The sequence below is a fragment of the Cupriavidus sp. 09_S30 genome, assembly GCF_056930435.1.
Map to the genome: position 1 here is coordinate 1,072,464 of NZ_JBXOWI010000002.1, position 25,063 is coordinate 1,097,526.

Sequence of the window (25,063 nt, forward strand, 5' to 3'; positions counted from 1 at the left end):
GGTTTACGTCGTGGCAGGCCGCTATCCCTTGTCTGTATAGGGACTGAAGGTTATGCACAGATTTGATTGTGCGATTCTTGCAGCAACTTGTGTGCATTAGTCTTACAAAGCCGGATCGTCGTTTGCTGCTGCTGATTTGGATCAGTTGCTTCAATACTTCGGCGAGGTGCTCATGCGCAAGAGGCGGAGTCGCTTTTCGGCGAGCAGCAGGACCCAGACTGTTCCTGCATCGGCGGGCACTTCTTCGAGCCGTATGAACAGAAGACGCAGCAGTCCCCGGCCTTCGGCCTCAGCACCGCCTTGCATCGCTCGCATTCATAGAACCACTGGCAAGCATTGGTCGGCATGGTCTCTTCCTTTGCGTGACCACAAAGGGGGCAGGTGATGGTCGATTGCAGTTCGATGCTCATCATTCTGGCTAGTATCTGGCAGCACTTCCGTAGAATGAGCCGGACCTGGGATTCAGCACGATGTACGAATTGAGTCGTGCCCAATTCTGCGCTGCCTTGAAGACCTCCGGCTCCCGCTGACCCCAAGCACTTTCCATCAGGGGCGCCACGTCCTGCTCTGTTGCAAGGTAGACCGCCGCTTGGTGAAGGGGCGCGCGACCTCGCGTTCCCGGGATCGTGATGGTGCGGATTGTTACATGCATGTCATCGAAGGTGCAGGGAGGGTCGACGACAGATTATGTCGGTGTCCAGATGACTTTTCGATGACAGTCATCCTTGCTCCATTCTATCCCTGCCGGCTACTTACCATCTGCGGGCGAGGACGAAAGCCAACAGCGTGACAGCGTGACGGCTTGACAGCTTGACAGCGTTCGATGACTTCCCTTAAGAGGGACGCACTGCCCGGCGCCACGCAGTCAGTGGCTGTTTCCGAGCTGAGAGAGCCAAACCTTCGCCTGGAGGCTTGCGCAAGTCACAGATTCCCGATCTGGCAGGGGATGCTCGCGCAAGCTAGCCGGACTTGGCTATCTCCACCCGAGCTCAATGCTTCTGCGCGTGATTGGTATGGTGGTGCATTCGATTTTCGTGGGCCTTTTCGTGACTTGCCCCTTGTGGGCTTCTCCGGTCCTCCGCCCGCTGCAAGCCTTTGTCGCGGTCGCCGGCAAACGAACCGTTGGAACTGATCATCGCCTCATGGCTTGCGTGGCCTGACGCTGCCCCCCCGAAATTGCCACCACCGCCGCCGCCGCCGCCACCGCCACCGCCACCGCCACCGCCACCACCGTGCGCAGAGGCCGCAAAACTCAAACCAAGCAGCAGGCTTCCAACCGCAACTACAACTGTCCTTTTGAACATCACATCCCCTTGGAGGTATCGAGGGTAATCCTCGTCCGTCCCCAATATATCCCGATGTGAATTGGGAATGACGTAACAAACGGTAAGGCGCGCTCGCGCAGCGAAGCTATGCTTCGTGACTTGCCGTAGCCAAGGCCAAAGCCTACCCATGCGGTTGGAGTCGCACTGCCGTGGGTTCGAAGCCGAACATTCGCTTGTGCGTCCGGGTAAGGTGCGCCGAGTCGGCGAATCCTGCCTCTTGTGCGGCCTCGGTCCAGGATGCGCCGGACATGACTGCCTCGGTGGCCAGGTTGATGCGCAGCCATAGGAGGTACGCTCTGAACGAGCTACCGGTCCCGGCGACAAAAAGATGCCGAAAACGACTCTCCGACAAGGCGACCGCAGAGGCCACGTCGCTCAGGGAGAGGGGATTCCGAACGTTTGCGCGGATGTAGTCCAGGGCCCGGCCAAGACGCGGGTCCAGGTCTTTGGCAGGCGCGGTCGCAGTCCCACACAGCCCCGCAATGGCAGACGTTGCCGCCTCGACCATGTTCTTGGCCGACTGGCTCGATTGCAACGCTGCAAACAGCAACTCGGCAGCCGCTCGGGCATCCGTGGCCGGAAGTTCAGCGACGGCATTCGCACCGAAGCGTGCAGTGAGTGCACGTCCAGCGCTGCTTTCAGGTTCCACGAAGAGGTGGGCCAGGGTGGCGGCGCCATCAATCTCGAACTGGTGCGTGCATTCACTGGGGACGATGGCGCCTTCGTAGTCGGTCCAGGCGCCATCGGCCTCAGTGCGAAAGCGGAAGCTACCTCGCAGCGCCACGGCTAGCTGATGGGCGTGGTGCACGTGCCACTGCGTTCTGCCCTGGCCTTGACCTATCCAGAGACTGCCGCCTTGCCAGAAGTAGGCACGAGCCGTGGAGATAATGGTCGAGAAACGACCGCGCGCGATGGTCGTTTGCATGGGATCTTCCTGCGCTGCTGTCACGACGCCTCCCCCTCAACTCAGCCGTTTTGTTCAAGTGCATTCCGTGCGCGGCCGCCAGAATCGCTCCCTTCCCAGCAGCCCATCCCGGAGACGCACGATGTACCGCTCTACCTTTGCCCTTCGAATTCGCCCACTTGTCCAGACCGAGCTCGATGCTGCCGCAATGCTGGAAGCGCGGGGTGAGCCAATCCAGGCATTCACTCATCTCGAACGCGCCCACGTCCTGGGGCAGGCATTCACTGTGGAACACGTGCGCACCCATTGGGCGATGTTCCGCTGGGCGCTCCGCCAGAACGAGGCAGGTGAAGCTCTCGGCCAGGCCTGGCGAATGCTCGCCGCTGCGCTGAAGACCTGGCTGGGTTGGGTGCCAAGTGGAAATACGGGCGGCGCCAACGTCAGCGGCTTCAAGCCCATGCCGGTTCCGCCAGACCTGCAGCGGCTTATCGACGCCGCTCGCAGCGGGCACTAGCGACCATACGAGGCGCCGCCGATGGCGCCACCGGATTCCCGACCACCTCTTCAGGGTGCCGCATTGGTGCACCCCGACCTGACTCATTCCAACGTCGTTGCATTGTAAAGGACCCCAGCCATGTTCAAAATCTCCGCGCCGACCGCGCTGGCCGCAGTCGCCTTCACTCTTCTCACCACTGCCTGCGGCACACCGCCGGCGGACCTTGACCTTTCGCTGCAGCATCCTAGCTCCCAAGGGAAGTTCCTGGTCCGCATGGATCCGCCGGCTTCGGGGCCGGCTATCAACCAGATGCACGCCTGGCAGATACACCTGGAGACAGCCGATGGAAAACCCGTGTCGCGAGCCACGATCGGCTTCGACGGAGGCATGCCGCAGCATGGCCACGGCTTTCCTACCAAGCCCCGCATCACGCGTGAATTGGCGCCGGGCGTCTACGCACTCGAAGGCATGAAGTTCAGCATGACCGGCTGGTGGGACATGCGTCTGGCAATCCAGGCCGGGGATGTGAGCGACGGAGCTGTGTTCAACGTCATCGTGGGGGACGCCGGGATTCAGCGCTGAGCGTCTCGGGTCAAGCAAGGAGACAGTTCAATGAGCCAACTCCACAAATCCGGGCTGCCTACGACACGGCAGGCGAGCAAGCGCGGAAGCCTGACGGGCGTAGTCGCCGCTGTGGCCGTGGTCCTGGCGCCGCTTACCTTGCTCACAGGCTTCGGACGCGCCGACAGTGCCACAGACCGCCTCGACACGTGGTCGAAGGAAGAGCGGGTCGTCCTATCCTCGATGCGTCTGAATACACTCCCTGCGCCGCCGCCCGATCCGTCCAACGCCGTCGCAGACAAGCCGCAAGCGGTCGCGCTCGGCAAGCGGCTGTTCGCGGATGCACGCCTATCCCGCAACGGCGCGGTGTCGTGCGCCAGTTGCCATGTGCCCGACCGCGAGTTCCAGGACGGCCAGCCCCTCGGTAGGGGAGTCGGGGTCGGAAAGCGCCGCACCATGCCGGTTGCCGCAACGGCGTATGGCCCGTTCCTGTTTTGGGATGGTCGCAAGGACAGCCAGTGGTCGCAGGCCTTGGGTCCGTTAGAGGATAGCGTCGAGCACGGCGGCAACCGCGTCCAGTTCGCCCGGGTCGTGCGGACGTACCACCGGCGGGAGTACGAGTCGCTGTTTGGCGCCATGCCGAGCCTGCAGGACCTGCCGGCCGACGCGAGCCCGCTTGGCAGCGACGACGAGAAGCAGGCCTGGGCTCGGCTGACGAGCGCGCAACGCGATGCCGTCAACCGCGTTTTCGCGAATCTCGGGAAGGCCATCGCGGCCTACGAGCGGACAGTGACCTACGGCGAGTCCCGCTTCGACCGGTACGTTGAAGCCGTTCTCATTGGCGACCGCGCGGGCCAGCAAACCTTGTCGGCCCAAGAGGTCAACGGCCTCCGTCTTTTCCTCGGCAAGGCGCAGTGCGCAACGTGCCACAACGGCCCGCTGCTGACCGACCAAGCCTTCCACAACACGGGCGTTCCGCCCAGAGAGCCAGCACGCCCAGACCGCGGTCGCGCGCCTGCCACAGCCAAGCTTCTGGCGGACGAGTTCAACTGCCTGAGCCGCTACAGCGACGCGCCACCGCAAGCCTGCCAGGAGTTGAGCTTTATGGCGAGCGACGAAGCGGGCATGGAAGGCGCCTTCAAGACCCCGAGCTTGCGCAACGTAGCGCTACGGGCGCCCTACATGCACGCGGGCCAGCTCGCAAGCTTGGACGAGGTAGTGGGGCACTACGTGCGTTCGCCAGCAGCGGCTGTGGGTCACTCGGAGTTGTCCAAGGGCGAGAAGGGTGGCAGGGGGGACGCCGGCCGCAAGCCCATCCGCTTGACGGAGGAGGAGATGCGAGACGTTGTTGCGTTCCTGCGCACCCTGTCGGGCCCGATCATGGAGCGTCCCCCTCGATAGGAACCGAGGGATTGGATGCGCCTGCCCTGTGCTTCTTGGACTAGCCTCAGTATTGAACCGCCGTCTGCGGCGGGAGCGATCTCAGGGCACGGCCGGTCCGCGTATCGTTCTAGCCACAGCACTAGCCACAGCGACGTATTGGCGGTCAGGAAGTGCGCAGACTTCGGCCATGGACGAGGAAGTCATGAAAAACCAGCGCCTGCAATTTCCAGGAAGCGACGGCCAGCCGCTCTCCGCGCGCTTGGACACGCCAGACGGCGCGGTCCAGGCATTTGCGCTGTTCGCGCATTGCTTTACCTGCAGCAAGGACACGTTGGCTGCAAGCCGGATTGCGCAAGCGCTCACGACACATGGTATCGCCGTCCTGCGTTTTGACTTCACCGGCCTTGGCGGCAGTGGAGGGGACTTTGCCAACACGAACTTCTCTTCGAACGTAGCCGACCTGCATGCGGCAGCCGGCTATCTGAGAGAGCACTTCCAGGCCCCCGCGCTGTTGATCGGTCACAGCCTTGGTGGCGCGGCTGTCCTGAGCGCAGCGGAGGGTGTCCCGGAAGCCAAGGCGGTTGTCACCATTGCTGCACCGAGTGACCCGGGCCACGTGATAGGCCTGTTTCAGGACCAGGTCGGCCGCATTGAAACCGAGGGCGAGGCTGAGGTGCTGCTCGCCGGGCGCCCGTTCCGGATCAAGCGCCAGTTTATTGAAGACGTGAAAGAACAAAGCCTGCTGGCGAGCGTCGCCAGGCTGCACAGGGCCCTGCTGGTCATGCACGCACCTCAGGACGACACCGTTGGCATCGAGAACGCGACGCGCATCTTCAGCGCCGCCAAGCATCCGAAAAGCTTCATCTCCCTCGACACGGCAGATCATTTGCTGACAGGCAAGGCAGACGCTGACTATGTCGCCAATACCATCGCCGCCTGGAGTCAGCGGTATCTCGGCATCGATACTTCCAGTCTTGCCGTCACCGTGGCTGAGGAGGGCTTGGTACTCGTAGACGAAAACCACGTCGGCAGGTATCAACAGTCGATCACTGTCGGTCCGCATCGACTGGTGGCAGATGAACCCGTTTCCTTTGGCGGAATGAATGGTGGGCCGGGGCCATACGACTTGCTGCTAGCTGCGCTCGGCGCGTGCACAGCGATGACCATGCGAATGTACGCTGAGCGCAAAGGACTGCCACTGGAGCATGTGGGCGTGTCCCTGCGGCATGAAAAGATCCACGCTGCGGATTGCTCCGACTGCGCAACGAAGGAGGGAAGAATCGATTGGATCGAGCGGGAAGTACGCATGACGGGCCCGCTCGACGCGGCGCAACGCGCTGCACTGGTGGCAATTGCTGAGAAGTGCCCGGTACACAGAACACTTCACTCGGAAGTCGTGGTGCGCACGCGTGACGCTGGGACCGAGGCGTAGATGTGCGTCGCCGAAATCCTCAAAGGAGCGCACAGTTGCTCTGGGGGGCATAAACTTAATTAGCGAAGGTCGTCCACCCAAATTAGGAAGAAGTGGCTAAACAAGTTCAAGCGCCCGAAGGCGATGGGCCGTCCTTAGCGAAGCTGGAATTGCCGGGGGAGTATCGGTTTCGAGTCCAGATTGCGCGCCATCTTGGCTCCTTACGCAGGCTGAATCGCGTGGCGCAATACCAAGGGAGGCTGAGTTGAGATGCCGGTCACAGGGCTGCCGGTGGGAGCTTGCTTTGTACAGCATCAGTAACATTGGCAACAAGCTTCATTTGAGCAGGGGGTAAGCCATGAGCACGATTCGCGCTGCTGCGATGGCTGCTTCGGCGTTGATTTTGCAGTCAGGATGCACTGAAATTCCCACTGCGGCCTACTACGAAAATCCCTACTCCGCCGGAGGCTATTTCGGGAATCCCAGTGATGCATACTCCGGCGGATACTATTCGGAGGCACCCGGCGATACCCTCGCCGGCGGAGACTATTCAGGGGCTCCCAGTGATAACTACACCGCCGGAGGCTATCCTGGGGCAAGCGGTGATGGCTATCCATATTATGGATACCCCAGCTACGGATATCCATACTACGGATACACCTATTATGGATATCCTTATTGCGGATACCCCTATTACGCATATCCGTATTGCGGATACCCATATTATCCTTGGTATTACTATGGTGGGGTTACATTCTTTGCCTCGGCGTTTTTCTTCCATCACGAGCACCACCACCACCATTTCCATGACGGCTTCCATGACGGCTTCCATGACCGCTTCCATGACCGCTTCCATGACGGCTTTCACGACGGCTTTCACGACGGCTTTCACGACGGCTTCCATGCCCATGACCCAGGTATGGGCCAAGGCTCCAGCCCTGGCATGAGATCTGGCGGCGGTCCAGCGACGAGTGCTGGCGGCGGTTCGACGATGGGCCTTGCTAATGGACAGGGTATGAGACCTGGCGGCGCTCCGGCTACGAACCCAGCTAATGGTCCGGGTATGACCCGCACTGGCGGTCCGGCTATGGACCCGCGTAATGATCCGGGCATGACCCGTGCTGGCGGTCAGGCGATGAGCCCTGGTTTCGGTCAGGGGATAGCCCGTGGCGGTCCGGGTACGGTCCCTGGCAATGGTCCGGGCATGACCCGTGCCGGCGGTCAGGCGATGAACCCTGGTTTCGGTCAGGGGATAGGCCCCCGTGGCGGTCCGGGTACGGTCCCTGGCAATGGTCCGGGCATGATCCGTGCCGGCGGTCAGGTGATGAGTCCTGGTTTCGGTCAGGGGATAGCCCGCCGCGGTCCGGGCATGGTCCCTGGTAATGGTCCGGCCATGTTCCGTGCCGGCGGCCCGGCGATGAGCCCTGGTTTCGGCCAGGGGATGGCCCGTCGCGGCCCGGTGATGGTCCCTGGTAATGGTCCAGGCATGTTCCGTGGCGGCGGCCCGGCGATGAGCCCTGGTTTCGCTCCGGGGATGAGCCGTGGCGGTCCGGCTATGGGGCCTCGTGGCGGTGGTATGGCCCCGATCGGGGGGCACGGCGGAAATGGTGGGGGGGCGCATGGAGGACATGGGATGGGACGTTAGCTCGCCCAGGAGCAGCCGCAGCGTTCGCCATCCCTATGTCAGTGCTCGGACTCGGTGTCGGAGCGAATTCCGATTCTGATGAGCAGAAGTGGGTTACTTGACGGACCAGGAGCATAGGACCGCTACCACCCGCGTTGCCGCCCCGGCGACGCGGGTTTTCTTGCGGGGCAGCATAATCTGTCGCATAACGCCTTGATGCGAAAGCGCTTTTTCTGAGTATCCAGATTATTTTGCTCGCCTGTATCCGGGATCCTTTGCCCTTCACATTGTTTGGCGGGTTAGTCTGTCACAATGCTGGCCGGCGATTCGCCGTGCAAGAACAGGTCATTCCGCATGCAAGCCAACCCACCTGGGTATTCCATCGGTTCGTCAGCGAAATCGTCTCCGTGGGAGCTGTTCCTGATATTCCTCCGCCTGGGGCTGACCTGCTTCGGCGGGCCGGCAGCCCACCTGGGCTACTTTCGCGACGAGTTCGTCCGGCACAGAAAATGGCTGGACGAGCACACTTACAGCGATATCGTTGCGCTTTGCCAGTTCCTGCCCGGGCCAGGTAGCAGCCAGGTCGGCATTGCCATCGGCAGCATGAGAGGGGGTGTTGCCGGGGCAATCGGCGCATGGCTCGGATTTACGATGCCGTCGGTCGTCCTGCTTGTCGCCTTTGCGTATGGCTACTCGCACCTGGCACCGGCCGCAGCGACACCGCTGCTGCATGGCCTGAAAGTGGCGGCGGTGGCCGTGGTTGCCTATGCCGTCTGGTCGATGGCGGTGACGCTTTGCCCGGACAAGCGTCGCGCGACATTCGCCGTGGCGGCGGCAATTGTCGTGAGCACCCTTGGCGCTGCCATCGGGCAGATTGTGGCCATCGTGCTCGCCGGGCTGGCCGGCGCCGTCGTGCTCAAGGCGCCGGGCGACCTGCCTGCAGCCCCGTTGGGACTGCCCGGGACAAGGCGGGGTGCCATTCTGTGCTTAGCCCTGTTCTTCGGTCTCTTGCTAGGCCTGCCCGCCTTGGCGCAGGCCATGCATATCTATTGGCTGGACCTTTTCTCGGGCTTTTATCGCGTCGGCTCCCTCGTATTCGGTGGCGGCCACGTGGTGCTGCCGCTCTTGCAGGCGGTCGTCGTTCCGCCCGGCTGGGTATCGAACGACCAGTTTCTTGCCGGTTATGGCGCAGCCCAGGCGGTTCCCGGCCCACTGTTCACGTTCGCTGCCTTTCTCGGGGCCATTTCACATCAATCCCCGGCCGGTCCGGTGGGTGCCGCGGTGGCCACGGTAGCGATCTTTCTTCCCTCCTTCCTCCTGGTGGGCGCGGCCCTGCCGCTCTGGGGAAGGCTCAGGGAGTTCAGCGTCATGCGCCAAGCCATGACAGGCATCAACGCGGCAGTGGTAGGCATCCTGCTGGCTGCGCTATACAGCCCGGTGTGGACCAGTGCTATCCATAGCGAGTTCGATTTCTGCCTGGCCGCCTTCGCTGTCTTGCTGCTGGCCTGGTGGAGAGTCCCATCGTGGGCTGTGGTGCTCGTTACCGCCGCTGCTGCATGGGGCGCGGCGGCCATCTGAGGACGTTGGCGAGCCTCTCGCGAAGCAACGCGGTCGGGATGGCCAGAAGGCCGCCCTTGCGGGTTCTCCTTCGCGTCACAGCTTGCCCACGAGAGATTTCCTTTCCCGCCACATGTCCTGCACAAAAGGGTCGGTGATGCCATAGACGCCGTGGCCCTTGCGCATGATCAGGTTGGTCGCGAGCAATTCATTGACGACGGGCTGGGCTTCCTCGACCTTTACCTCTCGCCCGATGGCCTGTGAGTAGGCCGCCGCCGCCTCCGCCGAGAACAAGCCTCGCGCGTCGCCGTCAGATGAGGCAATGCGGTCGAAAATGGTCGTGGCCAGGCCGCCTAGCTGGTCCAGCTTCATCAGCTCGATGTCCGCCGCAGCGGACCTGAGCGTGTTGGCGATCACGGGCAGGTGCTCGTCCGGGTCGCTGCCCGCCGGCAGATGGAAGTGCAGCTGCCGCATGGCCCTGATGATTTCCTCGGGACGGTGGCCAAGCGTCTGGAACGCTTTCCAGGCGACCTCGGGAGAGGGAAGGGCCTTGGAGCCTTCCTCCGACAATCGCTTCAACAGATACGCCACGTAGTCCTGCCCGAGCACCGGATAGGCGACGGAGGTGGCGCCAGCAAAGGCTTGGCTGCGGCGCGCGGTCAGCTCGCCGACGAGCGCGCGATGCGAGCCGGTGCCGATGAAGATAAAGAAACCGGGTGTGCCGGGACGCGGGTTGATCGCGTCGCGGGCGGCCTTCAAGGCCAGCAGCATGCGATTGCCATCTTCCGAACTGATGGCATGCTGGACCTCGTCCACGATCAGCACCACATTGGTTTTGGCCAGGTCGACGACCTCGCGCAGCGCGTGCGCCAGCGTGGCGCCACCGGGTTCGCCAAGGCTGTCCAGCTTGAAGCCGAACTTCAGGCCGAGCGCGCCGATATCCGCGCCCGTCACGCGCCGCAGCGTTTGCGTCACCGTGGAGGTGGGCGACTCAAGGCCGGCGAGCGTCTCCTTTACCGCGTCTTGGATGAGCTTCGCCGGGCTTCGCTGGGTGTCGCTCCAAAGATCCACATAGATGACAATGGCTCCATCCTCTTCGAGGGCGGGGATCAAGTCGTTGCGCAGGAACGTGGTCTTTCCCGTGCGCCGTAGTCCGGAGAGGAACAGGCCCGATCGAAGTCCCTCGTCCAGCACGCCTGGATGGAGCAGCTGATGGGCCATTTGTTGGCCAAGCTCGGGCCGGCGGAAGATCTCGCTCATCAGAGGTTTAGTGTGATTTATCGGATTCCAATAATTATAGGAAAGGAATAATTCGACTTAAAGCCCTTATTTGTGATCGTTGGATCTCATATGATTGTCCGGCAGGCTCAAAGGACTAAGCGATGCCGCTTCCCGCCAACACGCTGCGCGCGATTCCAGTCGACATCTGGATGCTAGGCTTCGTCAGCCTGCTGATGGACATCTCCTCGGAAGTCATCCATAGCCTGCTGCCGGTCTTTATGGTCACCACCCTTGGTGCGAGCGCGCTCACGGTTGGACTGATAGAAGGCGTGGCAGAAGCGACAGCACTGATTGTCAAGGTCTTCTCTGGCGCCCTGAGTGACTATTTCGGCAAGCGCAAGGGATTGGCAACCATTGGCTATGCGCTTGGCGCGCTCTCCAAGCCGTTCTTTGCGCTCGCGCCCGGCGTCGGCATGGTGGCGGGCGCGCGATTCGTAGACCGCATCGGCAAGGGGATTCGTGGTGCGCCTCGGGATGCGCTGGTCGCGGATATCGCGCCGTCTCATTTGCGCGGTGCCTCCTTCGGATTGCGACAAGCCCTGGACACGGTCGGGGCATTCCTGGGTCCCTTGAGCGCGATCGGCTTGATGTACCTCTGGGCGAATGATTTCCGGGCCGTCTTCTGGGTAGCGGTCGTCCCGGGCATCCTGTCGGTCGCACTGCTTATGTTCGGCGTGCGAGAGCCCGAGCTGCACAGATCGGCGGGCAGGGTGAATCCGATCCGGCGCGCGAATCTGCGCCAGCTCAGCCCTGCCTATTGGCGCGTGGTACTGGTCGGGGCCGTGTTCACACTCGCACGATTCAGTGAAGCCTTCCTGGTCCTGCGGGCCCAACGGCTTGGTCTCCCGATTTCCCTGGTGCCACTCGTTCTGGTGGCGATGAACGCCGTGTACTCCGTTTCCGCCTATCCGTTTGGAAAGCTCGCCGACCGATACAGCCATGCAAGGCTGCTGGTATGGGGACTGGCGGTGCTCATTGCCGCCGACCTTGTGCTGGCCGTGAGCGCGCACTGGGCAATTGCGCTATGCGGTGTCGCGCTCTGGGGGCTGCATATGGGTATGACGCAAGGGCTTCTCGCGACAATGGTTGCAGATACCGCTGCGCAACACCTGCGTGGCACGGCGTATGGGGTCTTCAACCTGGCGAGCGGGGCGGCCTTGCTCGTCGCCAGCCTGCTTGCCGGGTGGCTTTGGGACAGGTGCGGCGCAGCCTTTACGTTTTACGCTGGCGCAGCATTCTGTCTGGTGACGCTTGCTCTCCTCTGGCATATGCAGTCGCGTGACAGGGAGCGGGGTCGTTGACCGCGCCGACGGGCCTGGCGATCCGGCCGCACATGGCCTGCAGCAGGTGCAGTCCTGCCACCGTGAGGCGGATTGGCCGGCAGCCCGATGCTGAGGTTTCCAGGAGGTGAACCAACTGGCGCTCCAGCAGTGCCTTGAGGTCGTCCGGATCCACGTCCGGGTGCGGGTGCGGATGGCTCAGCACCATCAGGGTCGCGATCTCATGCGGACTCAGCATCTCTGTGTCTCCTGTGCGAGCCTGGTTTTGCGCGGGGTGCACCGCATTCGCTTGGAGGGACCTGGGTCGCTCGCGTTGGTCACTATAGGCGCTGCGCCGGCGCCATGCGGCTCGTGGCGGGGAGCGCTTGAGCGACGTCAAAGACAGGCCGGCGCGCGGGCATCCGGCGCCGCTGGCATCGCGGTGTCGGCTGCTCGGCATGGCGCGCGAGGCGCGAGCGGAGGGGCGCGGTGTGAAGACAGCGGCAATGCGGCGCTCTGCCGCCGGACGCATGGACGCGCGCCTCATTGGGTGGCTTCGCTGCTATCCTTGAGATGCGTGTCCTGCGCATGCGGTGCCAACTTTCTGCGCCCGCCGAAGCCGAGGGCGCCTGTCCCGTTCGTGCCGACCGCCGTGCTTCGGCCCGTCTGGGGCGCTGCGCCGGCAAGGATGGCCAGCACCTTCCGTTGGCGGGACAGGAGCGATGGCCCGATGACACCGCGAGCAATGACACCGCGAGGATAGGATGACCACCACAAGCAACGTTGCGAGCGGCGCTCCCCCCTGGCTGAACCGCGAGACGGCGGGCGCGCGCCTGGCGGCGGAACTGGCAGGCTACCGCCGCGCCCATGCGCTGGTACTGGCGGTGCCGCGCGGTGGCGTCGTCGCTGCGCGCTGCGTGGCCGATGCCTTGAGAGGGGACTTGGATGTGGTGCTTGCCAAACGGCTGCGCGCGCCCTCGGATCGGGAAACGAGCGTAGGGGCGGTCGACGAACTGGGCTGGAGCCATGTCCTTGCCTTCGCGGACAGGCTGGGGGCGGATGGCGCCTACCTGGAGCGCGAAATGGCAATGCAGCGCGAATTGCTGCGGCGCAAGCGGGAAATCTATACGCCGGGCCGGGGCCCGCTGCCCGTGCGCGGGCGCACCGTCATCGTGGTCGATGACGGCGTGCTGAGCGGGGAAACGATGTGTGCCGCCCTGCAAGCCGTGCGGGCCAGGCATCCGGCGCGCCTCATTTGTGCGATACCGGTTGCGGCCTCGACAGGACTGGTCCTGCTGCGTTCGCATGCCGACGACGTTGTCTGCCTGCATTCGCCCGATCCGTTCACCGGCCTGCCGGACTACTACGAGAGCTTTGAGCCGGTCACCGACGAGGCGGTTGCCGAGATAATCGCCCGGCCCGCCGCGAGGGCCGATGCGCGGCATCCATCATGAAGCGGGCCGCGGAAAAGGGCCGGGCGCATTATGCGACCGCCATGCGCCCGATAGCGCCCGATAGCGCTCGATGCGCTCGATAGCGCGGATCATGTGGATCATTCGCGCCGCAGGCTCGGCCCCAGGCCGCCGGCCAGATCGCAGTCGATCACACCGGCTGCATAGGCGAGCAGCCACGCTTCGGCTTGCGCCGCCGTGCGCGGGGTGGCCGGCCAGTCCGGGGTGAAACTGGCGAACACGTGCGCGCCAGGCGGCAGGATCTGCACGTGGCCGAAGACGCTGCCCGTGCAGGGCGTCTCCGGCATCACGCAGCAGATTCCATATCCCTTGTAGCTCCGGATTGCACTTGGCATGGCGATTTCCCCCTGGACGGGTGCTTACCCTCCTGCAATTGGTACTCCGGCACATGTCGGCCGTGATTCAACAGTTCCACCGAGCTGGGGCTTGACGGCGCCGGCCGCGTGGAAACCTGCTCCCAGCCCGCTCTCATCTATGCAATACCATGCGCGCAGCGTCGTGCTGCGCCAGATCAAGATGCGTGCGCGCGGCCGGCGCGATCAGCGGCGGATCAGCCAGAGCAGGATGGACAGCAGCAACGAAACCAGGATGCAGGTCGTGATCGGGAAATAGAAGCTGAAGCCGTCCCTGACGATATGGACGTCGCCCGGGAGCCGGCCGAAGGGCAGGCGCGACAGCCAGGGCCAGGCGGCAGCGGCGGCAAGGAAAAGGCAGCCGAGGATCAGGAGCAGGCGTTGCACGGCAAAGGCGGACGGCGCGCTCGGGGCCTGGCGCGGCCCCGCACGGGTTGATCGACAACGGTTGGACTGCTTTCCGCCTGGATGATTCCGGGCGCGGCGGGCAGCGCCGGCCACCCGCGACCCGTGCCACGTTTGTGATCCGTCTAGAGCAGCACCTGAAGCGCCGCGGGATCGCGCAGCGTGATCGACTTGGAGCGCACCTGTACCCAGCCTTCACGCTGGAAGCGCGACAGGATCCGGCTTACCGTCTCAAGCTTGATGCCGAGGTAGCTGCCGATCTCCTCGCGCGTCATGCGCAGGGAGAAGGCCGTCGGTGAGTAGCCGAGCGCGCACAGCCGCGCTGACAGGTTCAGCAGGAAGGAGGCGACGCGCTGCTCGGCGGACAGTCCGGCCAGCAGTGTCGCGTGCTCGGATTCGCGCACGATCTCGGCGCTCATCATCTTCAGCAAGCGGTGCTGCACACTGCGCGTCTCGCGGCAGAGCGCTTCCAGCACGCCGAAGGGGATCACGCAAACGGCGCTGTCTTCCAGCGCGATGGCGTCGCAGATGTGGGTTTCCGAGTCGATGCCGTCCAGCCCGATGGTCTCGCCGGCCAGGAAGAAAGCGGTGACCTGGTCGCCGCCGGCGGGCGATGGCACCACCGTCTTGACGGTGCCGGCGCGCAGCGTGTAGAGGCTCTTGAATGCATCGCCCGCGCGGAACAGATACTGCCCGCGCTTGACCAGCCGCCAGGTGCGCCCGTCAGCGGGGGTCGGCTGTGACTGCGCGCACAGGCCGGCGCAGGCGCCGTGGAGCAAGCAGCGGCTGCAGCGGCTTACGGCATCATCGGTGCCGGGCATCGCCTGGTCGGGGCGCAGGGTGGCAAGAGAAACAGGAATCGCGTCCACGCTGACGTGGGGGCAGGTCTCGAGCATGCGGGTATCCCTCGCTGAGGTATTTGTGCGTGGCATCCGGCACGGGGTGGCGTCGTCGCGCCCCGTGGTGGGTCGCCATCCTTGTCGGCCTCGCCGAAGAGCGCAGGCCGGCGGCACGAACCGCTGAACGGTGCTGCCAGTATTTCATCGGCAAGATGCCGATCCAATCAGCCTGCGCTGAATCGCATGTCATCCAGCCGGGAGGGTTTGTCAGGTTTCCCTGACCGATGCCCGGCGGTACCCCGTCTGCGCCGCCTGGTGATGCGGCCGGGGCGACTCCTCTCAAGAAGGGAGAGGGCGGCGCGCTCCGAAGCGCCTTGCGCGCTAGACGCGGAAGAAGGGCGCAGCGGTGCCGCAGTGGTTGCTCTGCTCCCGATCGCGCCGCAGCACATCGGTCAGTATGCCGACGTCCGCGCCCAGCGACCGTACCGCATCGTCCAGCGTGAGGATGCCGATCACAGTGAACTCGCTATCCTTGACGGCGAGGCGCCGCACGCCATGCGCCAGCATGCTGCGCATAGCGTCGCTCACTGCCGCGTGGCCCTCCGTGGTGATCACGCCCGGCGTCATCACGGAGGAAACCGGCGCGTCGGCGCAGGCAGGGAAGTCGGCCAACCCGTGCACGACCATATCGCGGTCGGTGATGACCCCGAGGATGCGGTAGTAGGGACCGGCCTTCTCGGTGACGAACAAGAGCTTGGCGTGACGATCGCGCATGAGCCGGGCCGCGTCCCGCAACGTGCACGACACGGGAACGTGATGCACCACGCGGGAACAGACTTCGTCGACTCTCATGGACGGCTCCTGGCATGCGGGCCTCTACACCACTTCAGCCACTTCAATCTATGGCCGGCGCTTCGCGCCATCTTGATCAGGCCTCAATCCCCCATCTCACGCCGGTTCCGGCGTGCGCGGCCTACGGTTCTTCGGCCCGTACCAGCAGCACCGGCAGCCTGCTCTTGCGCACCACCCCCTCGGCCACGCTGCCGGTCACCAGGCGGGACAGGCCGCGCCGGCCGTGCGTGCCCAGCACGAGCAGGTCGGCGCCCCACAACTCGGCTTCGGCGACGATGGTGTCGGAGAGCTGCCCGGGCGCGACCGGCTTGGTGATCAGGCGCGTCGTGCCGGATACGCCCGCCGCGGCGAACTCGCTGGCCGCCAAGGCCAGGAGCTCCTCGCCGGCGGCGATCATCTCGCGGTGCAACTGGCCGGGCTCGTAGTAGCGGGCCTCGTACAGCATGTCGACCTCGTCCGCGATAGAGATCGCTTCGATGGTGCCGCCGCAGGCCTTGGCCAGTCCGATGGCCTGTTGCATTGCCAGGTCGGCGCAGCGGCTGCCATCCAGCGCCAGCAGGATGCGTTGGTACATGGGAGTCTCCTCGGGGCTGACCGGTGATCAAGCCGCGGCGCGGGCCGCGGCCGCCTGCGCGGGCGCCTCTCGCACGAGCAGCACGGGTACGTCGCACTCGCGCGCCAGGCTTTCGGCCACGCTGCCCAGCAGCAGGCGGCGTAGCCCATGCCGGCCGTGCGTGCCGATCACGACCATGTCCGCGCCGCACGCCTTGGCCGCCTTGCGGATGGTCGACGGAATGTCGCCCAAGGTCAGCACATCGTCGATGAGGCGGATGCCGTTGGCTACGCCCGCCGCACTCGCGGCGGCGGAAGCATCGCGCAGCAGGGCGTCGCTGGCGACAACGAGTTCCGGCCCCAGCGTGCCGGCGTCGACGTAGCCGAGGTCGTATTTCAGGAAGCCATAGTCGATGACGTGGAGAATCTCCAGCTTCGCCTTGGCCGAGGCCGCCAGGGAGATGGCTTGTTGCAATGCCTGCCGGGCGCAGTGGCTGTCGTCGATGGCGACCAGGATGGTGTGGGGCATGGTGTCGGACTCCTTGTTCTGTGTGCCGGGCGCGGGATTCTGTGGCAAGCGAGCGTCTGCACCAACTCCCGCTGCTTGCTGCTCCATTGCATTCAGTTTGGTCCGATGCGGGCTGTTCGGCTTGATCTGGATCAGAAGATCGCGTGGATCGCGGATCACGGATCGAAGGCGGCACATCCTGGCCTCAGGACCCGTCAGGCGAGGGGAGGCGCGCCATGGTTCGCTCGTCAAGCCGGCGGAGCCAAGGAGCGGCGGCTGTTGCACTGCGGTACGCATTGCGTATCCTGAAGGTGTGATGCAGCGGGGACTGGCGTGAGGGCTGGTTGCCGCCATCGGGTCAGACGGGCCACGGGCGGCCTCGGGGGGCTTGGCAATGATATCGGTCGACTTCCTCCTCATCGGCGGCGGACTTGCCGCCGCCACTGCGGCACGCACGCTGCGCGACGAGGGGGCTCAGGGCAGCGTGATGATCCTGGCGCAGGAAGACAGGCTGCCCTATCATCGCCCGCCGCTGTGCGGCCGCTTCCTTGGCCCGGGCGGCGACGAGGCGCGCCTGGAGATCCACCAGGATTCCTTCTACCGGGACCGGCGCATTGCGGTCCGGCGCAAGACCAGAGTGGATTCGGTGCGGCTGCGGGCGCACGCGGTGCACACCACCGACGGCAACAAGTACCGCTACGGCAAACTGCTGATTGCAAGCGGAGGCTCGCCGCGCCGCCTGGGCGTGCCGCACGAGGGGCTCGGCGGCGTGCACTACCTGCACAATGTGGACGACGCACAGGCGATCCGCGAGGAGATCCGGCGCGGCGCGCGGCGGGTGGTGATCATCGGCGCCAGCTTCGTGGGCCTCGAATCGGCCAGCACGCTGCAGGACCTGGGGCTGCAAGTCACCGTGCTGGAGAAGGCACCCGCCTTGTTTCCCGCCTTGCACTCGCCGCTGCTGTCCGCCTATTTTGCCGAGCGCTGCCGTGCCAGCGGCGTGCGCGCGCTGCCCGGCACGACCGCCCACGCCTTGCTCGGCAACGGAAGAGTGCAGGCGGTGCGCACCAGTTGCGGCGAGGAGATTCCCTGTGACTTCGTCGTGGTCTCCGTCGGCATCGAGCCGAACACGGGCTTCCTGCGCGGTAGCGGGATCGCGCTGGACAACGGGGTGCTGGTCGATGCCTTCCTGCAGTCGAATGACCCCGATGTGTTCGCGGCAGGCGATGTCGCCAATTTCTTCGATACGGTCTTTGCGCAGCAGCGGCGCATCGAGCATTGGGACAATGCCGCCAAGCAGGGCGCGCTGGCCGCGCGCAATATGCTCGGACAGCGGCGCCGCTACGACGATGTCTCGATGTACTACGGCAATGCCTTCGGCACCAGCTTCAGCTTCTCCGGCAGCACCGACGATGTCGACGACACGGTGGCGCGCGGTTCGCTGGACGACAAGTCCTTCAGTCTCTTCTACCTGAAGGACAATGTGCCCCGCGCGCTGTTCTCGGTGGGGCGCAGCGCGGAGGAGACCTATGCGGCGGAAGCGCTGATCCGCTATCGCGTCAACCTGCATGCATCTCGGCATTCGCTGGCAGACGAGCAGGCCTCGCTGGAAACGCTGCCGCTGCAGTCTGTGCTGGTGCTGCAGGGCGGCGGCTGCCTGGGCGCCTTCGAATGCGGCGCGGTGCGTGCCATCGAGGAGGCCGGGGTGCGCCTGGATGCGGTCGCCGCCGTGTCCATCGGCGCGTTCAATGGGGCCATCATCGCAAGCCATCCGGTCGACGCCTCGGCCGCGCTGGCGGCATTCTGGCAGGAGCTGTCTGTCATGCCGGCGCCCATCCCCTTCGCGACGGTGCGCGGCATATTGAGCACCTTGCAGATCTTTGCGCTGGGCGTGCCGGGCTTCTTCCGCCCGCGCTGGATGGTGCCCTGGGTCGAGCAGGACGAGCTGCCGTGGGCCTGGACCAGCCTGTACGATGCCTCGCCGATGGAGGCCATGCTGCGGCGCTACGTCGATTTCGCCGCGCTCAAGTCGAGCCCGGTGCGCCTTCTGATCAGTGCCGCCAACGTCAGGACCGGCCAGCTCGAAGTCTTCGACAGCTATGTCGACGACCTCACGCCCGCGCACCTGATGGCCAGCGGCAGCCTGCCGCCAGGCCTGCCCTGGACCATGGTGGGAGACCAGGCCTTCTGGGATGGCGGCATCGTCAGCAATTCGCCGGTCGACCTGGTGATGGAGCGCTGCGGCCCGGTGGGCAAGCGGATCTTCGTCGTCGACCTCTTCTCTGCCAGCCGCCGGCTGCCGGCCAACCTGGCGGAGGTGATGCTGCGGCGCGACGAGATCGTCTATGCCGACCGCATGCAGAATGACGCGCGCTTCGTCGAGGTCGCTGGCGAGTTCCGCGAGCTGGTGCGCGAGATCCTGCAACTGGCCGATCCCGAGACCGTGCGCGTGCTGGCGCAGCGTCCCCGCTTCATCCGCCTGATGGGTAACCGCGCCGGCATCACCCTGGCGCGCATCGCGCGCGAAAGCGACCCGGACATGCCGCCGTCGCGGGACTATGACTTCTCCAGCGAAGCGATCGCGCGGCTGCAGGCGCAGGGCTATGACAGCGCCCGCCGCGTGCTGGCGGAGCTGCACGCGATCGTGCCCGCGCCCGAGGATGACCACGGGCGCTGACTCGCGCAACGACGCCGGCTGCGCGGAGCGAACGCCTCAATGGACCGGCGCGGGCGCCGGCGCGTCCTCAGGCAGGGTGGCCGCTGGAGTCGAAGTCGGGAAACTCCGCATCGAGCACCTCGAACACCTGCGCGGCCTTGCCCGTCAGCAGGCTCGAATCCATGCCACGCAGCAGGTGCTCGTCCGAGCGCAGCCATTTATAGGCCAGCTGCACATCGTCGAGGGTGGGTTCCAGGGCAAGGATCTGGGCGATCACTTCGGCCTCGAAGGGGCCGATCACCTCGCGGATCTGCACCGCGCTCGCCATAAGCTGGCGCGGGTGGGCGGGCATTGCCTTGTTCATTGCGTATCTCCTGTACTGGGCGGCTCCCGAGTCGCGCCGTGCACGCGCCGTGCTGCGCCGACCCCGGTGCCGAGCGCATCGGCTGCCGCTGTGTCGGGCAGCAGGCCCATGGCGGAATCGCAATGGGTCGATCCAGCCCACCACGGCGCACGCAACGGCAGGCGTCGCCATCTTTAACTTTAGTCGCGCTCCAAGCCGTGTGGATTGACGTCTGTCAAGTGCCGGTTTGCGGCCGATCGCTTGCAACTGGCGCCGCTCAAATGCCTCGGGTCGAGGTCTTTATCGGGGTTCCGATGGATCTCCGAGATGTGCCCCGTCGCCAGCCAGATGGTGAAAGCTGTGCATCTTGTCCTGCAGCCACTGCAGGATGCCCGCCTTGCTGGCCTGCGGCGGCTTGATCTCGGCAAATCCCTGCGACGATTCGCGGTGCTGGGAAAGGAGTTGGCACATCTGGCTGCCGACTTCGGGGCGCGAATGGAGGATCGGTGTGAGATCTGCCTTGTCCAGGCGATAGAGCACGGCGGGCGTCAGTGCCTCAACCGTGACGTCCATGGCAATGCCGGCCAGCACACCGGGCTCGCCAATCGCATCCCCCGGCCCCAGGCGGGCGATCTCCACCTGCTTGCCGTCGCGGTCCGCGCGAACGGAAAGCACGCCGGAATCGACCAGGAGCAGGTAGTCCGTGACGTCGGAGCTCGCCACGACAAGCTGCTGCGGGGCGTACTCGTGCCGGGAGAGGCGCAGGGACAGTTGTGCCAGCTCGTCCGCGCCGACGGCCTGGAAGATACCGACCGTCGACAGCAAACGGATGCGGCGATCGGCCGCCGGCAGTTCGCTTGACGGCACGCCAAGAGGGCGCAGCGGGATATCCACCGACCCCAGGTGGCGGTGCGCCAGGTCAAAGAGCTGGTTGGTGGCGACAAGCTTGTTCGCCATGGTCTCCACGTAGCACGTCATCTCATATGCGATGGAGTTGGTGCCCGCCTGCTTCACCATCACCGACGGTTCCGGCTTGGGCAGGGCGACCTGACAGCCCTTGATCGCCTGCTCCAGTGCGGCGATCACTACGTTCGGGCGGGCTTCCGGCGTGACCTCTATGGTTACCTTGACGCCGTGCAATTCGGAGGGCCGGCTGAAATTGACGATCTTGGCCCGCGCGGTGGTGTTGTTGGGGATCACGATCAGATTGCCCTGGCCGCTCAGCAGGTGTGTGGCGCGCCAGTTGATCTCCACGACCTTGCCTTCGATGCCGTCGATGGAGACCCATTCGCCAGGGTGGTAAGGTTGCGTGGTGTTGAGGACGAGCCCCGAGAAGACATCGCCCAGCGTGCTCTGTACCGCCAGGCCGAGGATGATTGCCAGGGCGCCCGAGGTTGCCAGCAAGCCGCTCACCGGCAGATCGAGGACGTATGCCGTTGCGGCGATCGCCGCGGCGAAGAAGATCAATGCGCCCAGCACGTCCTGGAACAGACGCTCCCCTTGCCAGGCCTTCGGCAGGAAGAGCGCGTCAAGAATGATCGTCAAGACCCGGGCGCCGAGGAACCACCAGATGATCTGCAGCGCCTGCGCCAGGAATCGGCTGGCGGAATGCTCCGGATACGGGGTGCCATCGATGGGGCTCATGCCCCCTTCGACGAGTACCAGGCTCAGCAGGGCGAATATCGCAAAGCGGGCGATGAGCCGGACCCTCTCGTGCCGGGGATGGATGAGGCGCCAGGCGAGCACATCGCACACGACCAGCGCGATGCCCAGGGTGAGAGGATGTCTCAGGTATTCCATGGTGAAGCGACCTTTGTGCGGGGGCGGTATTCGGGGCGGGCAGCGCAGGGCCTGCCGGAGCCTCGCGCGGCGTTGATACTGGGCTTCGAGGAAGAAATATACCGGGAAGCGGGCCGGCGTCAATCGGACTGCCGTGTGTTTGCCGCGGTCCTTCGGAAGGGGGGAGATAGCACCGTGCGATCTTGTTCCCGTCCGGGCGGGATCCGCTGGCAAGCTGAATGAGAAAGGGGGCGCGGCTCGTCGCCGCGCCCCCTCCGCTTTCACGTTGCCAGCAGCGCTGGAAGGACCTCAGTCGTGCGCGCCATCGGTGTACGGGTCGCGCGGATCGGTGATTTTTGCTGCGCTGGCGTAGACGTCGAACTTGCTAGCCTTCGCACCGCTTGTGTAGGGATCGCGCTGAGTGCTGCTATGCGTGTTGCTGACGGTGCTTGCATGGGCCAGGCTGGTGACCGATGCAAAGGCGATGGCTGTCGCCAGAATGAAGGGTTTCATGGTGATCTCCGATTGCGGGAGAGATGGCTCCCAGGGCGGCTGGCCGGGATGGCCAGCCGTGGATGCGCACGTCGGCGGCCTCCCGGGCGCTTCGCGCATCCCGATGGCTGGTCCGCCATGCACTTGTAGAACCGGGGAGGCCCCCGTCTTATTCCCGGCGATCATGGCTTGCCCGCCTCTGCCCGCAGCGCTTGCACGAACCGGTTCAAGTGGGCCGGTTCCGCATCCGTGATGGCCCAGAAGCGCATGCCGTTCTGTTGCCAGCGGACGATCGCGTAACCGTCGGCGGAGTAGGCTGTCGGCGCAGTGGATCCCGCCGTCGTCGAAGATGCGGGAAGAACATAGAGATCGATCGGGTGCTGCTGGTCGCGATAGATCAAGACCGCGACGGTGCGGTGGCCGATATAGTCGATGCGGCCGCCAGTGAGGGGGAAGCCCTGTGCGGCCAGGTCGATGACGGGCGGCGCATAGTCGAGCCTGCCGTTGAACCAGGGTTTCACCGTGTGCCGATCGGTCGATACGACGTCGATGGCGTGCTGGGACAAGAGCGCACGCACGTGGCTCGACAGTACGTCCTCGCCCAGCGCATCGGATCGCTGCGGCTGGATGACGCCGATGAGGCCCATCACCATCAGGGAAGCGACGATACCCGCCATGCCGCCGCCAGCCCAGGCCCACGGTCCGGCGAAGGCAAGCCTGCGCCATGCGGGCCAAGGTGCACGGCGAGGTGGTTCCGGCAGCGCGGCGATGACGCGCGCGCGCAGATGCGGCGGTGCGCGGTGGTATAGGGAATCGTCGCGCAACAAGCTGAGCAGTGTGCTCATGGTGTTCTCTTCCTTCATGATTCGCTCCCCTCCAGTGTCCCGGTGTCGGGCGGGCGGAACATGCCGGCGCCCGCGACACGGCCGCAGCGCGGCGCCTGTGCGGCACGCACCGCGGCGCAGAGCAGGTGGCGCCCTCGGGAAAGACGCGACATCACCGTGCCGATCGGTATGTCGACCACGGCCGCGATGTCGCGATAGCTCATGTCCTCCAGTTCTCGCAGCACCAGCACTTCGCGATACTCGACGGGCAGCTGTTCCAGCGCGCGGTGGACCAGGTGCACATCTTCGCGGCGCACCGCCAGCGTCTCGGGGTTGCTGCCGATATCGTCTACCCATCCGGGCAGGCGTTCGTCGCCGTGCAGCGTCTCGTCATAGGGCGTGTTGTCCGCACACTCGCGCCGTCGACGCCATTCGGTGAACCATGTGTTCCTGACGATGGCCAGCAGCCAGGCGCGGGCGTTATCGCCCCGGAATCCAGTGAAGAAGCGGAAGGCGCGCAAGTAGGCTTCCTGCACGATATCGTCCGCGTCGCTTGCGCTGCCGCTCAGCCAGCGCGCCAGATTGTAGGCAGCGTCCAAGTGCGGCAGCGCAGCCTCGGCGAATCGGCGAGCCTCATCGGTTCCGTCCACGATGTTCTCCTGTCCTTGCTTCTGCATGACCGGCGGGAACCGTGGTTTATTCCCCGGCGAGTCCGATGTTGATTCGCCTGATGGCCGCCGGGAATAAGATGAGGCGCGCGGCGGTATACGGACGTGTTGGGGCTGATGCCGGAGGGGCGGACACAAGCGCCGCCCCATGCTGCCCCTTGCAACCTCAGGCTACGATTCCAGCAGGAAATCGGGCATGAGCTGCGTCTGTCGCAAGACGCCCTGCGGATCGAAGTAGAAGTGAATTGTCGAATAGGAGGCGGAGCCATCGGCGAAGCGGTAGCTCCAGACCAGGCGCTGCATGCGTGAGAAGTAGGCGGTTTCCGCGGGTTTGCCGAAATGGACCAGGACGTCATGGGTGGTCCACTCTCCCGGTCTGGCGAGGCCAAACTCCATAGCGGTCAGCACTTGCCTCATGCTGACGATGTGCCCGGCCGGATCGAAGTCGGCTGCCCATTTCGCTTCACCAGGTGCGCGATAGAGCCAGCGCCAGGCGCCGTCCGCCAACTGGTAGCGCTCGCTTGGCGCGCCAAGCCGGGCCTGTACTTCGGTCTGGCTGGTGCCCGGCGTGATGGATTGCCATGCCGGACTTGCGCAGCCGCCGACCAGGGCTGCGAAAGCCAGTGCCAGCAAGGATCTCGCGCAGCGAGTCCGTCGCGCCTGAGGGCGCATGCTTGAAAGGGCGGGATGCATGGTGGGCCTCCGATATCAAGAATGAGACGGCATGCCGGCCAGGACGAAAGACTGGCAGGCATGCCGCACAGAGGGCATGCCGGCGTTGGCTTGGCCGGCTGCCGAGACACTGCAGCGATGGAACGCCTTGACGAGCCGGACTGCAGTACGCAAGGCCAGGCGTGGATGCGTGCGCCACGCATTGATCTGCCTGCTACGGCTTTCGCCGGACAGGCACCACGAACAGAAGTGCTCGCAGTTATTGGTAAGGAGCCGGTAGCGGTGTTCATCGAGTCGGGAGCGCGCCCTCCGCACGACTTCATGGCAAGCGTATTCAGGGGCCGGGCAAGGATCTCTCCAGAGCTGCTGGCCATCGGTGAAGCGGGCGAGGGCCACTTCTTCCACCGCGCCTTGGTGCGGCGAGCCGCAATAGCCGGCGTAGTGCACGACCTTGCCGTCGCCCACGTAGATGCCGTGATGGAGATAGCCGCAGCGTAGGGTGACAAGATGGTCCCCGGGCATCGGCGCAATACCTGCGGCGAGCGGCCGCGCATCGGAGCCGCGTTGACCGGGGGCGATCATTGCAATTGCGCAGGGCATGATGTGCTCCTGTTCGGCTGCATTTGGAAGTGGGCGTGCTGGGCGCACGGTGCTTTGCGCCACCGTGTCTTGCGGAACCCGTTCGCGGGGGCATGCAGCGGCGCGCCGGCACCTGTAGTACCGGCGCCGGCCGGAAGTTATTCGCGCGGATTCACTCCGCGCCGAGGGCAGGGCGAAGCGCTCGGCGTTCGGCTTCCAGTCAACGCGGAGGCGGAGTCCTGTCATTGCGGCGTTCCGCTCTGTGGCT

Annotated in this window: 26 protein-coding genes; 8 read left to right on the forward strand and 18 right to left on the reverse strand. The window is 64.9% G+C overall.

Translation table 11 applies throughout. The features are described 5' to 3' along the window. Positions 1-170: 170 nt before the first annotated feature. The 3 genes from AC1Z3O_RS24935 to AC1Z3O_RS24945 form a co-directional block, all read right to left on the reverse strand. Entirely contained in the window at positions 171-413 is a 243-nt protein-coding gene (locus AC1Z3O_RS24935; RefSeq protein ID WP_483518536.1) for a GDCCVxC domain-containing (seleno)protein, read from the reverse strand. 576 nt (positions 414-989) lie between these two features. After that, on the reverse strand, positions 990-1,304 hold the full coding sequence (locus tag AC1Z3O_RS24940) for a hypothetical protein (protein ID WP_483518537.1): 315 nt from the start codon (positions 1,302-1,304) through the stop codon (positions 990-992). 142 nt (positions 1,305-1,446) lie between these two features. After that, on the reverse strand, positions 1,447-2,250 hold the full coding sequence (locus AC1Z3O_RS24945) for a helix-turn-helix domain-containing protein (protein WP_483518538.1): 804 nt from the start codon (positions 2,248-2,250) through the stop codon (positions 1,447-1,449). A gap of 121 nt (positions 2,251-2,371) precedes the next feature. Here AC1Z3O_RS24945 and AC1Z3O_RS24950 point away from each other — a divergent pair, with 121 nt between their 5' ends. The 4 genes from AC1Z3O_RS24950 to AC1Z3O_RS24965 all read left to right on the forward strand — a co-directional run bounded on the left by AC1Z3O_RS24950 (position 2,372) and on the right by AC1Z3O_RS24965 (position 6,101). Continuing rightward, positions 2,372-2,743: a DUF3703 domain-containing protein gene (locus tag AC1Z3O_RS24950; RefSeq protein WP_483518539.1), complete on the forward strand. Its 372-nt coding sequence runs from the start codon at positions 2,372-2,374 to the stop codon at positions 2,741-2,743. Positions 2,744-2,863: 120 nt separating this feature from the next. Further along, positions 2,864-3,307, forward strand: a complete 444-nt coding sequence (locus AC1Z3O_RS24955) for a FixH family protein (RefSeq protein ID WP_483518540.1) — start codon at positions 2,864-2,866, stop codon at positions 3,305-3,307. 30 nt (positions 3,308-3,337) lie between these two features. Further along, positions 3,338-4,687, forward strand: a complete 1,350-nt coding sequence (locus tag AC1Z3O_RS24960; RefSeq protein WP_483518541.1) for a cytochrome-c peroxidase — start codon at positions 3,338-3,340, stop codon at positions 4,685-4,687. Positions 4,688-4,856: 169 nt separating this feature from the next. Beyond that, positions 4,857-6,101 (forward strand): bifunctional alpha/beta hydrolase/OsmC family protein, encoded by a 1,245-nt coding sequence (locus tag AC1Z3O_RS24965; protein WP_483518542.1) that lies wholly within the window; start codon positions 4,857-4,859, stop codon positions 6,099-6,101. 529 nt (positions 6,102-6,630) lie between these two features. Here the strand turns inward: AC1Z3O_RS24965 and AC1Z3O_RS24970 are convergent. Continuing rightward, on the reverse strand, positions 6,631-6,984 hold the full coding sequence (locus AC1Z3O_RS24970) for a hypothetical protein (protein ID WP_483518543.1): 354 nt from the start codon (positions 6,982-6,984) through the stop codon (positions 6,631-6,633). A 1,074-nt stretch (positions 6,985-8,058) separates the two neighbouring features. Here AC1Z3O_RS24970 and chrA point away from each other — a divergent pair. Continuing rightward, positions 8,059-9,282, forward strand: coding sequence for a chromate efflux transporter (gene chrA / locus AC1Z3O_RS24975; protein WP_483518544.1), 1,224 nt, complete (start codon positions 8,059-8,061; stop codon positions 9,280-9,282). Between the two features lie 75 nt (positions 9,283-9,357). Here chrA and AC1Z3O_RS24980 read toward each other — a convergent pair whose 3' ends face one another. Further along, complete coding sequence (locus tag AC1Z3O_RS24980; RefSeq protein ID WP_483518545.1) at positions 9,358-10,521, reverse strand: AAA family ATPase; 1,164 nt, start codon at positions 10,519-10,521, stop codon at positions 9,358-9,360. A 122-nt stretch (positions 10,522-10,643) separates the two neighbouring features. On the opposite strand from AC1Z3O_RS24980, the gene AC1Z3O_RS24985 reads away from it, so the two are divergent. Together AC1Z3O_RS24985 and AC1Z3O_RS24990 are read left to right on the forward strand one after the other, a co-directional pair. Then, complete coding sequence (locus AC1Z3O_RS24985) at positions 10,644-11,843, forward strand: MFS transporter (protein WP_483518546.1); 1,200 nt, start codon at positions 10,644-10,646, stop codon at positions 11,841-11,843. 722 nt (positions 11,844-12,565) lie between these two features. Continuing rightward, positions 12,566-13,255 (forward strand): phosphoribosyltransferase, encoded by a 690-nt coding sequence (locus tag AC1Z3O_RS24990; RefSeq protein ID WP_483518547.1) that lies wholly within the window; start codon positions 12,566-12,568, stop codon positions 13,253-13,255. Positions 13,256-13,353: 98 nt separating this feature from the next. On the opposite strand, the gene AC1Z3O_RS24995 is transcribed toward AC1Z3O_RS24990, so the two are convergent. From AC1Z3O_RS24995 to AC1Z3O_RS25020, 6 genes are all read right to left on the reverse strand, one after another. Beyond that, positions 13,354-13,608: a hypothetical protein gene (locus tag AC1Z3O_RS24995; protein WP_483518548.1), complete on the reverse strand. Its 255-nt coding sequence runs from the start codon at positions 13,606-13,608 to the stop codon at positions 13,354-13,356. 204 nt (positions 13,609-13,812) lie between these two features. Further along, a complete protein-coding gene (locus AC1Z3O_RS25000) occupies positions 13,813-14,013 on the reverse strand; it encodes a DUF2905 domain-containing protein (RefSeq protein ID WP_483518549.1) in 201 nt (66 codons plus the stop codon). 143 nt (positions 14,014-14,156) lie between these two features. Continuing rightward, positions 14,157-14,927: a helix-turn-helix domain-containing protein gene (locus AC1Z3O_RS25005; RefSeq protein WP_483518550.1), complete on the reverse strand. Its 771-nt coding sequence runs from the start codon at positions 14,925-14,927 to the stop codon at positions 14,157-14,159. 324 nt (positions 14,928-15,251) lie between these two features. After that, positions 15,252-15,722 (reverse strand): CBS domain-containing protein, encoded by a 471-nt coding sequence (locus tag AC1Z3O_RS25010; protein ID WP_483518551.1) that lies wholly within the window; start codon positions 15,720-15,722, stop codon positions 15,252-15,254. A 121-nt stretch (positions 15,723-15,843) separates the two neighbouring features. Next, a complete protein-coding gene (locus tag AC1Z3O_RS25015) occupies positions 15,844-16,296 on the reverse strand; it encodes a universal stress protein (RefSeq protein ID WP_483518552.1) in 453 nt (150 codons plus the stop codon). Positions 16,297-16,323: 27 nt separating this feature from the next. Then, positions 16,324-16,803 carry a universal stress protein gene (locus AC1Z3O_RS25020; RefSeq protein WP_483518553.1) on the reverse strand — a complete coding sequence of 160 codons (480 nt, stop codon included), beginning with the start codon at positions 16,801-16,803 and terminating at the stop codon, positions 16,324-16,326. 373 nt (positions 16,804-17,176) lie between these two features. Between AC1Z3O_RS25020 and AC1Z3O_RS25025 the strand changes: the two genes are divergently transcribed. Further along, complete coding sequence (locus AC1Z3O_RS25025) at positions 17,177-19,459, forward strand: FAD-dependent oxidoreductase (protein WP_483518554.1); 2,283 nt, start codon at positions 17,177-17,179, stop codon at positions 19,457-19,459. Between the two features lie 67 nt (positions 19,460-19,526). On the opposite strand, the gene AC1Z3O_RS25030 is transcribed toward AC1Z3O_RS25025, so the two are convergent. The 7 genes from AC1Z3O_RS25030 to AC1Z3O_RS25060 form a co-directional block, all read right to left on the reverse strand. Continuing rightward, positions 19,527-19,802, reverse strand: coding sequence for a hypothetical protein (locus AC1Z3O_RS25030; RefSeq protein WP_483518555.1), 276 nt, complete (start codon positions 19,800-19,802; stop codon positions 19,527-19,529). Positions 19,803-20,081: 279 nt separating this feature from the next. After that, positions 20,082-21,581: a mechanosensitive ion channel domain-containing protein gene (locus AC1Z3O_RS25035; RefSeq protein ID WP_483518556.1), complete on the reverse strand. Its 1,500-nt coding sequence runs from the start codon at positions 21,579-21,581 to the stop codon at positions 20,082-20,084. 288 nt (positions 21,582-21,869) lie between these two features. Next, positions 21,870-22,073 (reverse strand): hypothetical protein, encoded by a 204-nt coding sequence (locus AC1Z3O_RS25040; protein ID WP_483518557.1) that lies wholly within the window; start codon positions 22,071-22,073, stop codon positions 21,870-21,872. Positions 22,074-22,234: 161 nt separating this feature from the next. Beyond that, positions 22,235-22,915, reverse strand: coding sequence for an anti-sigma factor family protein (locus tag AC1Z3O_RS25045; RefSeq protein ID WP_483518558.1), 681 nt, complete (start codon positions 22,913-22,915; stop codon positions 22,235-22,237). Next, positions 22,912-23,526 (reverse strand): RNA polymerase sigma factor, encoded by a 615-nt coding sequence (locus tag AC1Z3O_RS25050; protein WP_483518559.1) that lies wholly within the window; start codon positions 23,524-23,526, stop codon positions 22,912-22,914. Before AC1Z3O_RS25050 ends, AC1Z3O_RS25045 begins: the two co-directional genes overlap by 4 nt. 189 nt (positions 23,527-23,715) lie before the next feature. Continuing rightward, positions 23,716-24,237 carry a dethiobiotin synthetase gene (locus AC1Z3O_RS25055; protein ID WP_483518560.1) on the reverse strand — a complete coding sequence of 174 codons (522 nt, stop codon included), beginning with the start codon at positions 24,235-24,237 and terminating at the stop codon, positions 23,716-23,718. Between the two features lie 15 nt (positions 24,238-24,252). Continuing rightward, the gene (locus tag AC1Z3O_RS25060; RefSeq protein ID WP_483521972.1) at positions 24,253-24,738 is read right to left on the reverse strand and encodes a lecithin retinol acyltransferase family protein; all 486 of its coding nucleotides are present in this window, start codon (positions 24,736-24,738) and stop codon (positions 24,253-24,255) included. Positions 24,739-25,063: the final 325 nt, after the last annotated feature.

What these genes read in the sequence shown, in the direction of transcription:
- AC1Z3O_RS25060 (WP_483521972.1), bottom strand. Translation starts at nt 24,738, where the DNA reads ATGCCCGGGGACCATCTTGTCACCCTACGCTGCGGCTATCTCCATCAC.
- AC1Z3O_RS24945 (WP_483518538.1), bottom strand. Translation starts at nt 2,250, where the DNA reads ATGCAAACGACCATCGCGCGCGGTCGTTTCTCGACCATTATCTCCACG.
- AC1Z3O_RS25010 (WP_483518551.1), bottom strand. Translation starts at nt 15,722, where the DNA reads ATGAGAGTCGACGAAGTCTGTTCCCGCGTGGTGCATCACGTTCCCGTG.
- AC1Z3O_RS25030 (WP_483518555.1), bottom strand. Translation starts at nt 19,802, where the DNA reads ATGAACAAGGCAATGCCCGCCCACCCGCGCCAGCTTATGGCGAGCGCG.
- AC1Z3O_RS25035 (WP_483518556.1), bottom strand. Translation starts at nt 21,581, where the DNA reads ATGGAATACCTGAGACATCCTCTCACCCTGGGCATCGCGCTGGTCGTG.
- chrA (WP_483518544.1), top strand. Translation starts at nt 8,059, where the DNA reads ATGCAAGCCAACCCACCTGGGTATTCCATCGGTTCGTCAGCGAAATCG.
- AC1Z3O_RS24980 (WP_483518545.1), bottom strand. Translation starts at nt 10,521, where the DNA reads ATGAGCGAGATCTTCCGCCGGCCCGAGCTTGGCCAACAAATGGCCCAT.
- AC1Z3O_RS24990 (WP_483518547.1), top strand. Translation starts at nt 12,566, where the DNA reads ATGACCACCACAAGCAACGTTGCGAGCGGCGCTCCCCCCTGGCTGAAC.
- AC1Z3O_RS24985 (WP_483518546.1), top strand. Translation starts at nt 10,644, where the DNA reads ATGCCGCTTCCCGCCAACACGCTGCGCGCGATTCCAGTCGACATCTGG.
- AC1Z3O_RS24955 (WP_483518540.1), top strand. Translation starts at nt 2,864, where the DNA reads ATGTTCAAAATCTCCGCGCCGACCGCGCTGGCCGCAGTCGCCTTCACT.
- AC1Z3O_RS25045 (WP_483518558.1), bottom strand. Translation starts at nt 22,915, where the DNA reads ATGAAGGAAGAGAACACCATGAGCACACTGCTCAGCTTGTTGCGCGAC.
- AC1Z3O_RS24950 (WP_483518539.1), top strand. Translation starts at nt 2,372, where the DNA reads ATGTACCGCTCTACCTTTGCCCTTCGAATTCGCCCACTTGTCCAGACC.
- AC1Z3O_RS25025 (WP_483518554.1), top strand. Translation starts at nt 17,177, where the DNA reads ATGATATCGGTCGACTTCCTCCTCATCGGCGGCGGACTTGCCGCCGCC.
- AC1Z3O_RS24935 (WP_483518536.1), bottom strand. Translation starts at nt 413, where the DNA reads ATGATGAGCATCGAACTGCAATCGACCATCACCTGCCCCCTTTGTGGT.
- AC1Z3O_RS25020 (WP_483518553.1), bottom strand. Translation starts at nt 16,803, where the DNA reads ATGCCCCACACCATCCTGGTCGCCATCGACGACAGCCACTGCGCCCGG.
- AC1Z3O_RS25040 (WP_483518557.1), bottom strand. Translation starts at nt 22,073, where the DNA reads ATGAAACCCTTCATTCTGGCGACAGCCATCGCCTTTGCATCGGTCACC.
- AC1Z3O_RS24960 (WP_483518541.1), top strand. Translation starts at nt 3,338, where the DNA reads ATGAGCCAACTCCACAAATCCGGGCTGCCTACGACACGGCAGGCGAGC.
- AC1Z3O_RS24970 (WP_483518543.1), bottom strand. Translation starts at nt 6,984, where the DNA reads ATGGAAGCCGTCGTGAAAGCCGTCGTGAAAGCCGTCGTGAAAGCCGTC.
- AC1Z3O_RS25055 (WP_483518560.1), bottom strand. Translation starts at nt 24,237, where the DNA reads ATGCATCCCGCCCTTTCAAGCATGCGCCCTCAGGCGCGACGGACTCGC.
- AC1Z3O_RS24940 (WP_483518537.1), bottom strand. Translation starts at nt 1,304, where the DNA reads ATGTTCAAAAGGACAGTTGTAGTTGCGGTTGGAAGCCTGCTGCTTGGT.
- AC1Z3O_RS25005 (WP_483518550.1), bottom strand. Translation starts at nt 14,927, where the DNA reads ATGCTCGAGACCTGCCCCCACGTCAGCGTGGACGCGATTCCTGTTTCT.
- AC1Z3O_RS24995 (WP_483518548.1), bottom strand. Translation starts at nt 13,608, where the DNA reads ATGCCAAGTGCAATCCGGAGCTACAAGGGATATGGAATCTGCTGCGTG.
- AC1Z3O_RS24965 (WP_483518542.1), top strand. Translation starts at nt 4,857, where the DNA reads ATGGACGAGGAAGTCATGAAAAACCAGCGCCTGCAATTTCCAGGAAGC.
- AC1Z3O_RS25015 (WP_483518552.1), bottom strand. Translation starts at nt 16,296, where the DNA reads ATGTACCAACGCATCCTGCTGGCGCTGGATGGCAGCCGCTGCGCCGAC.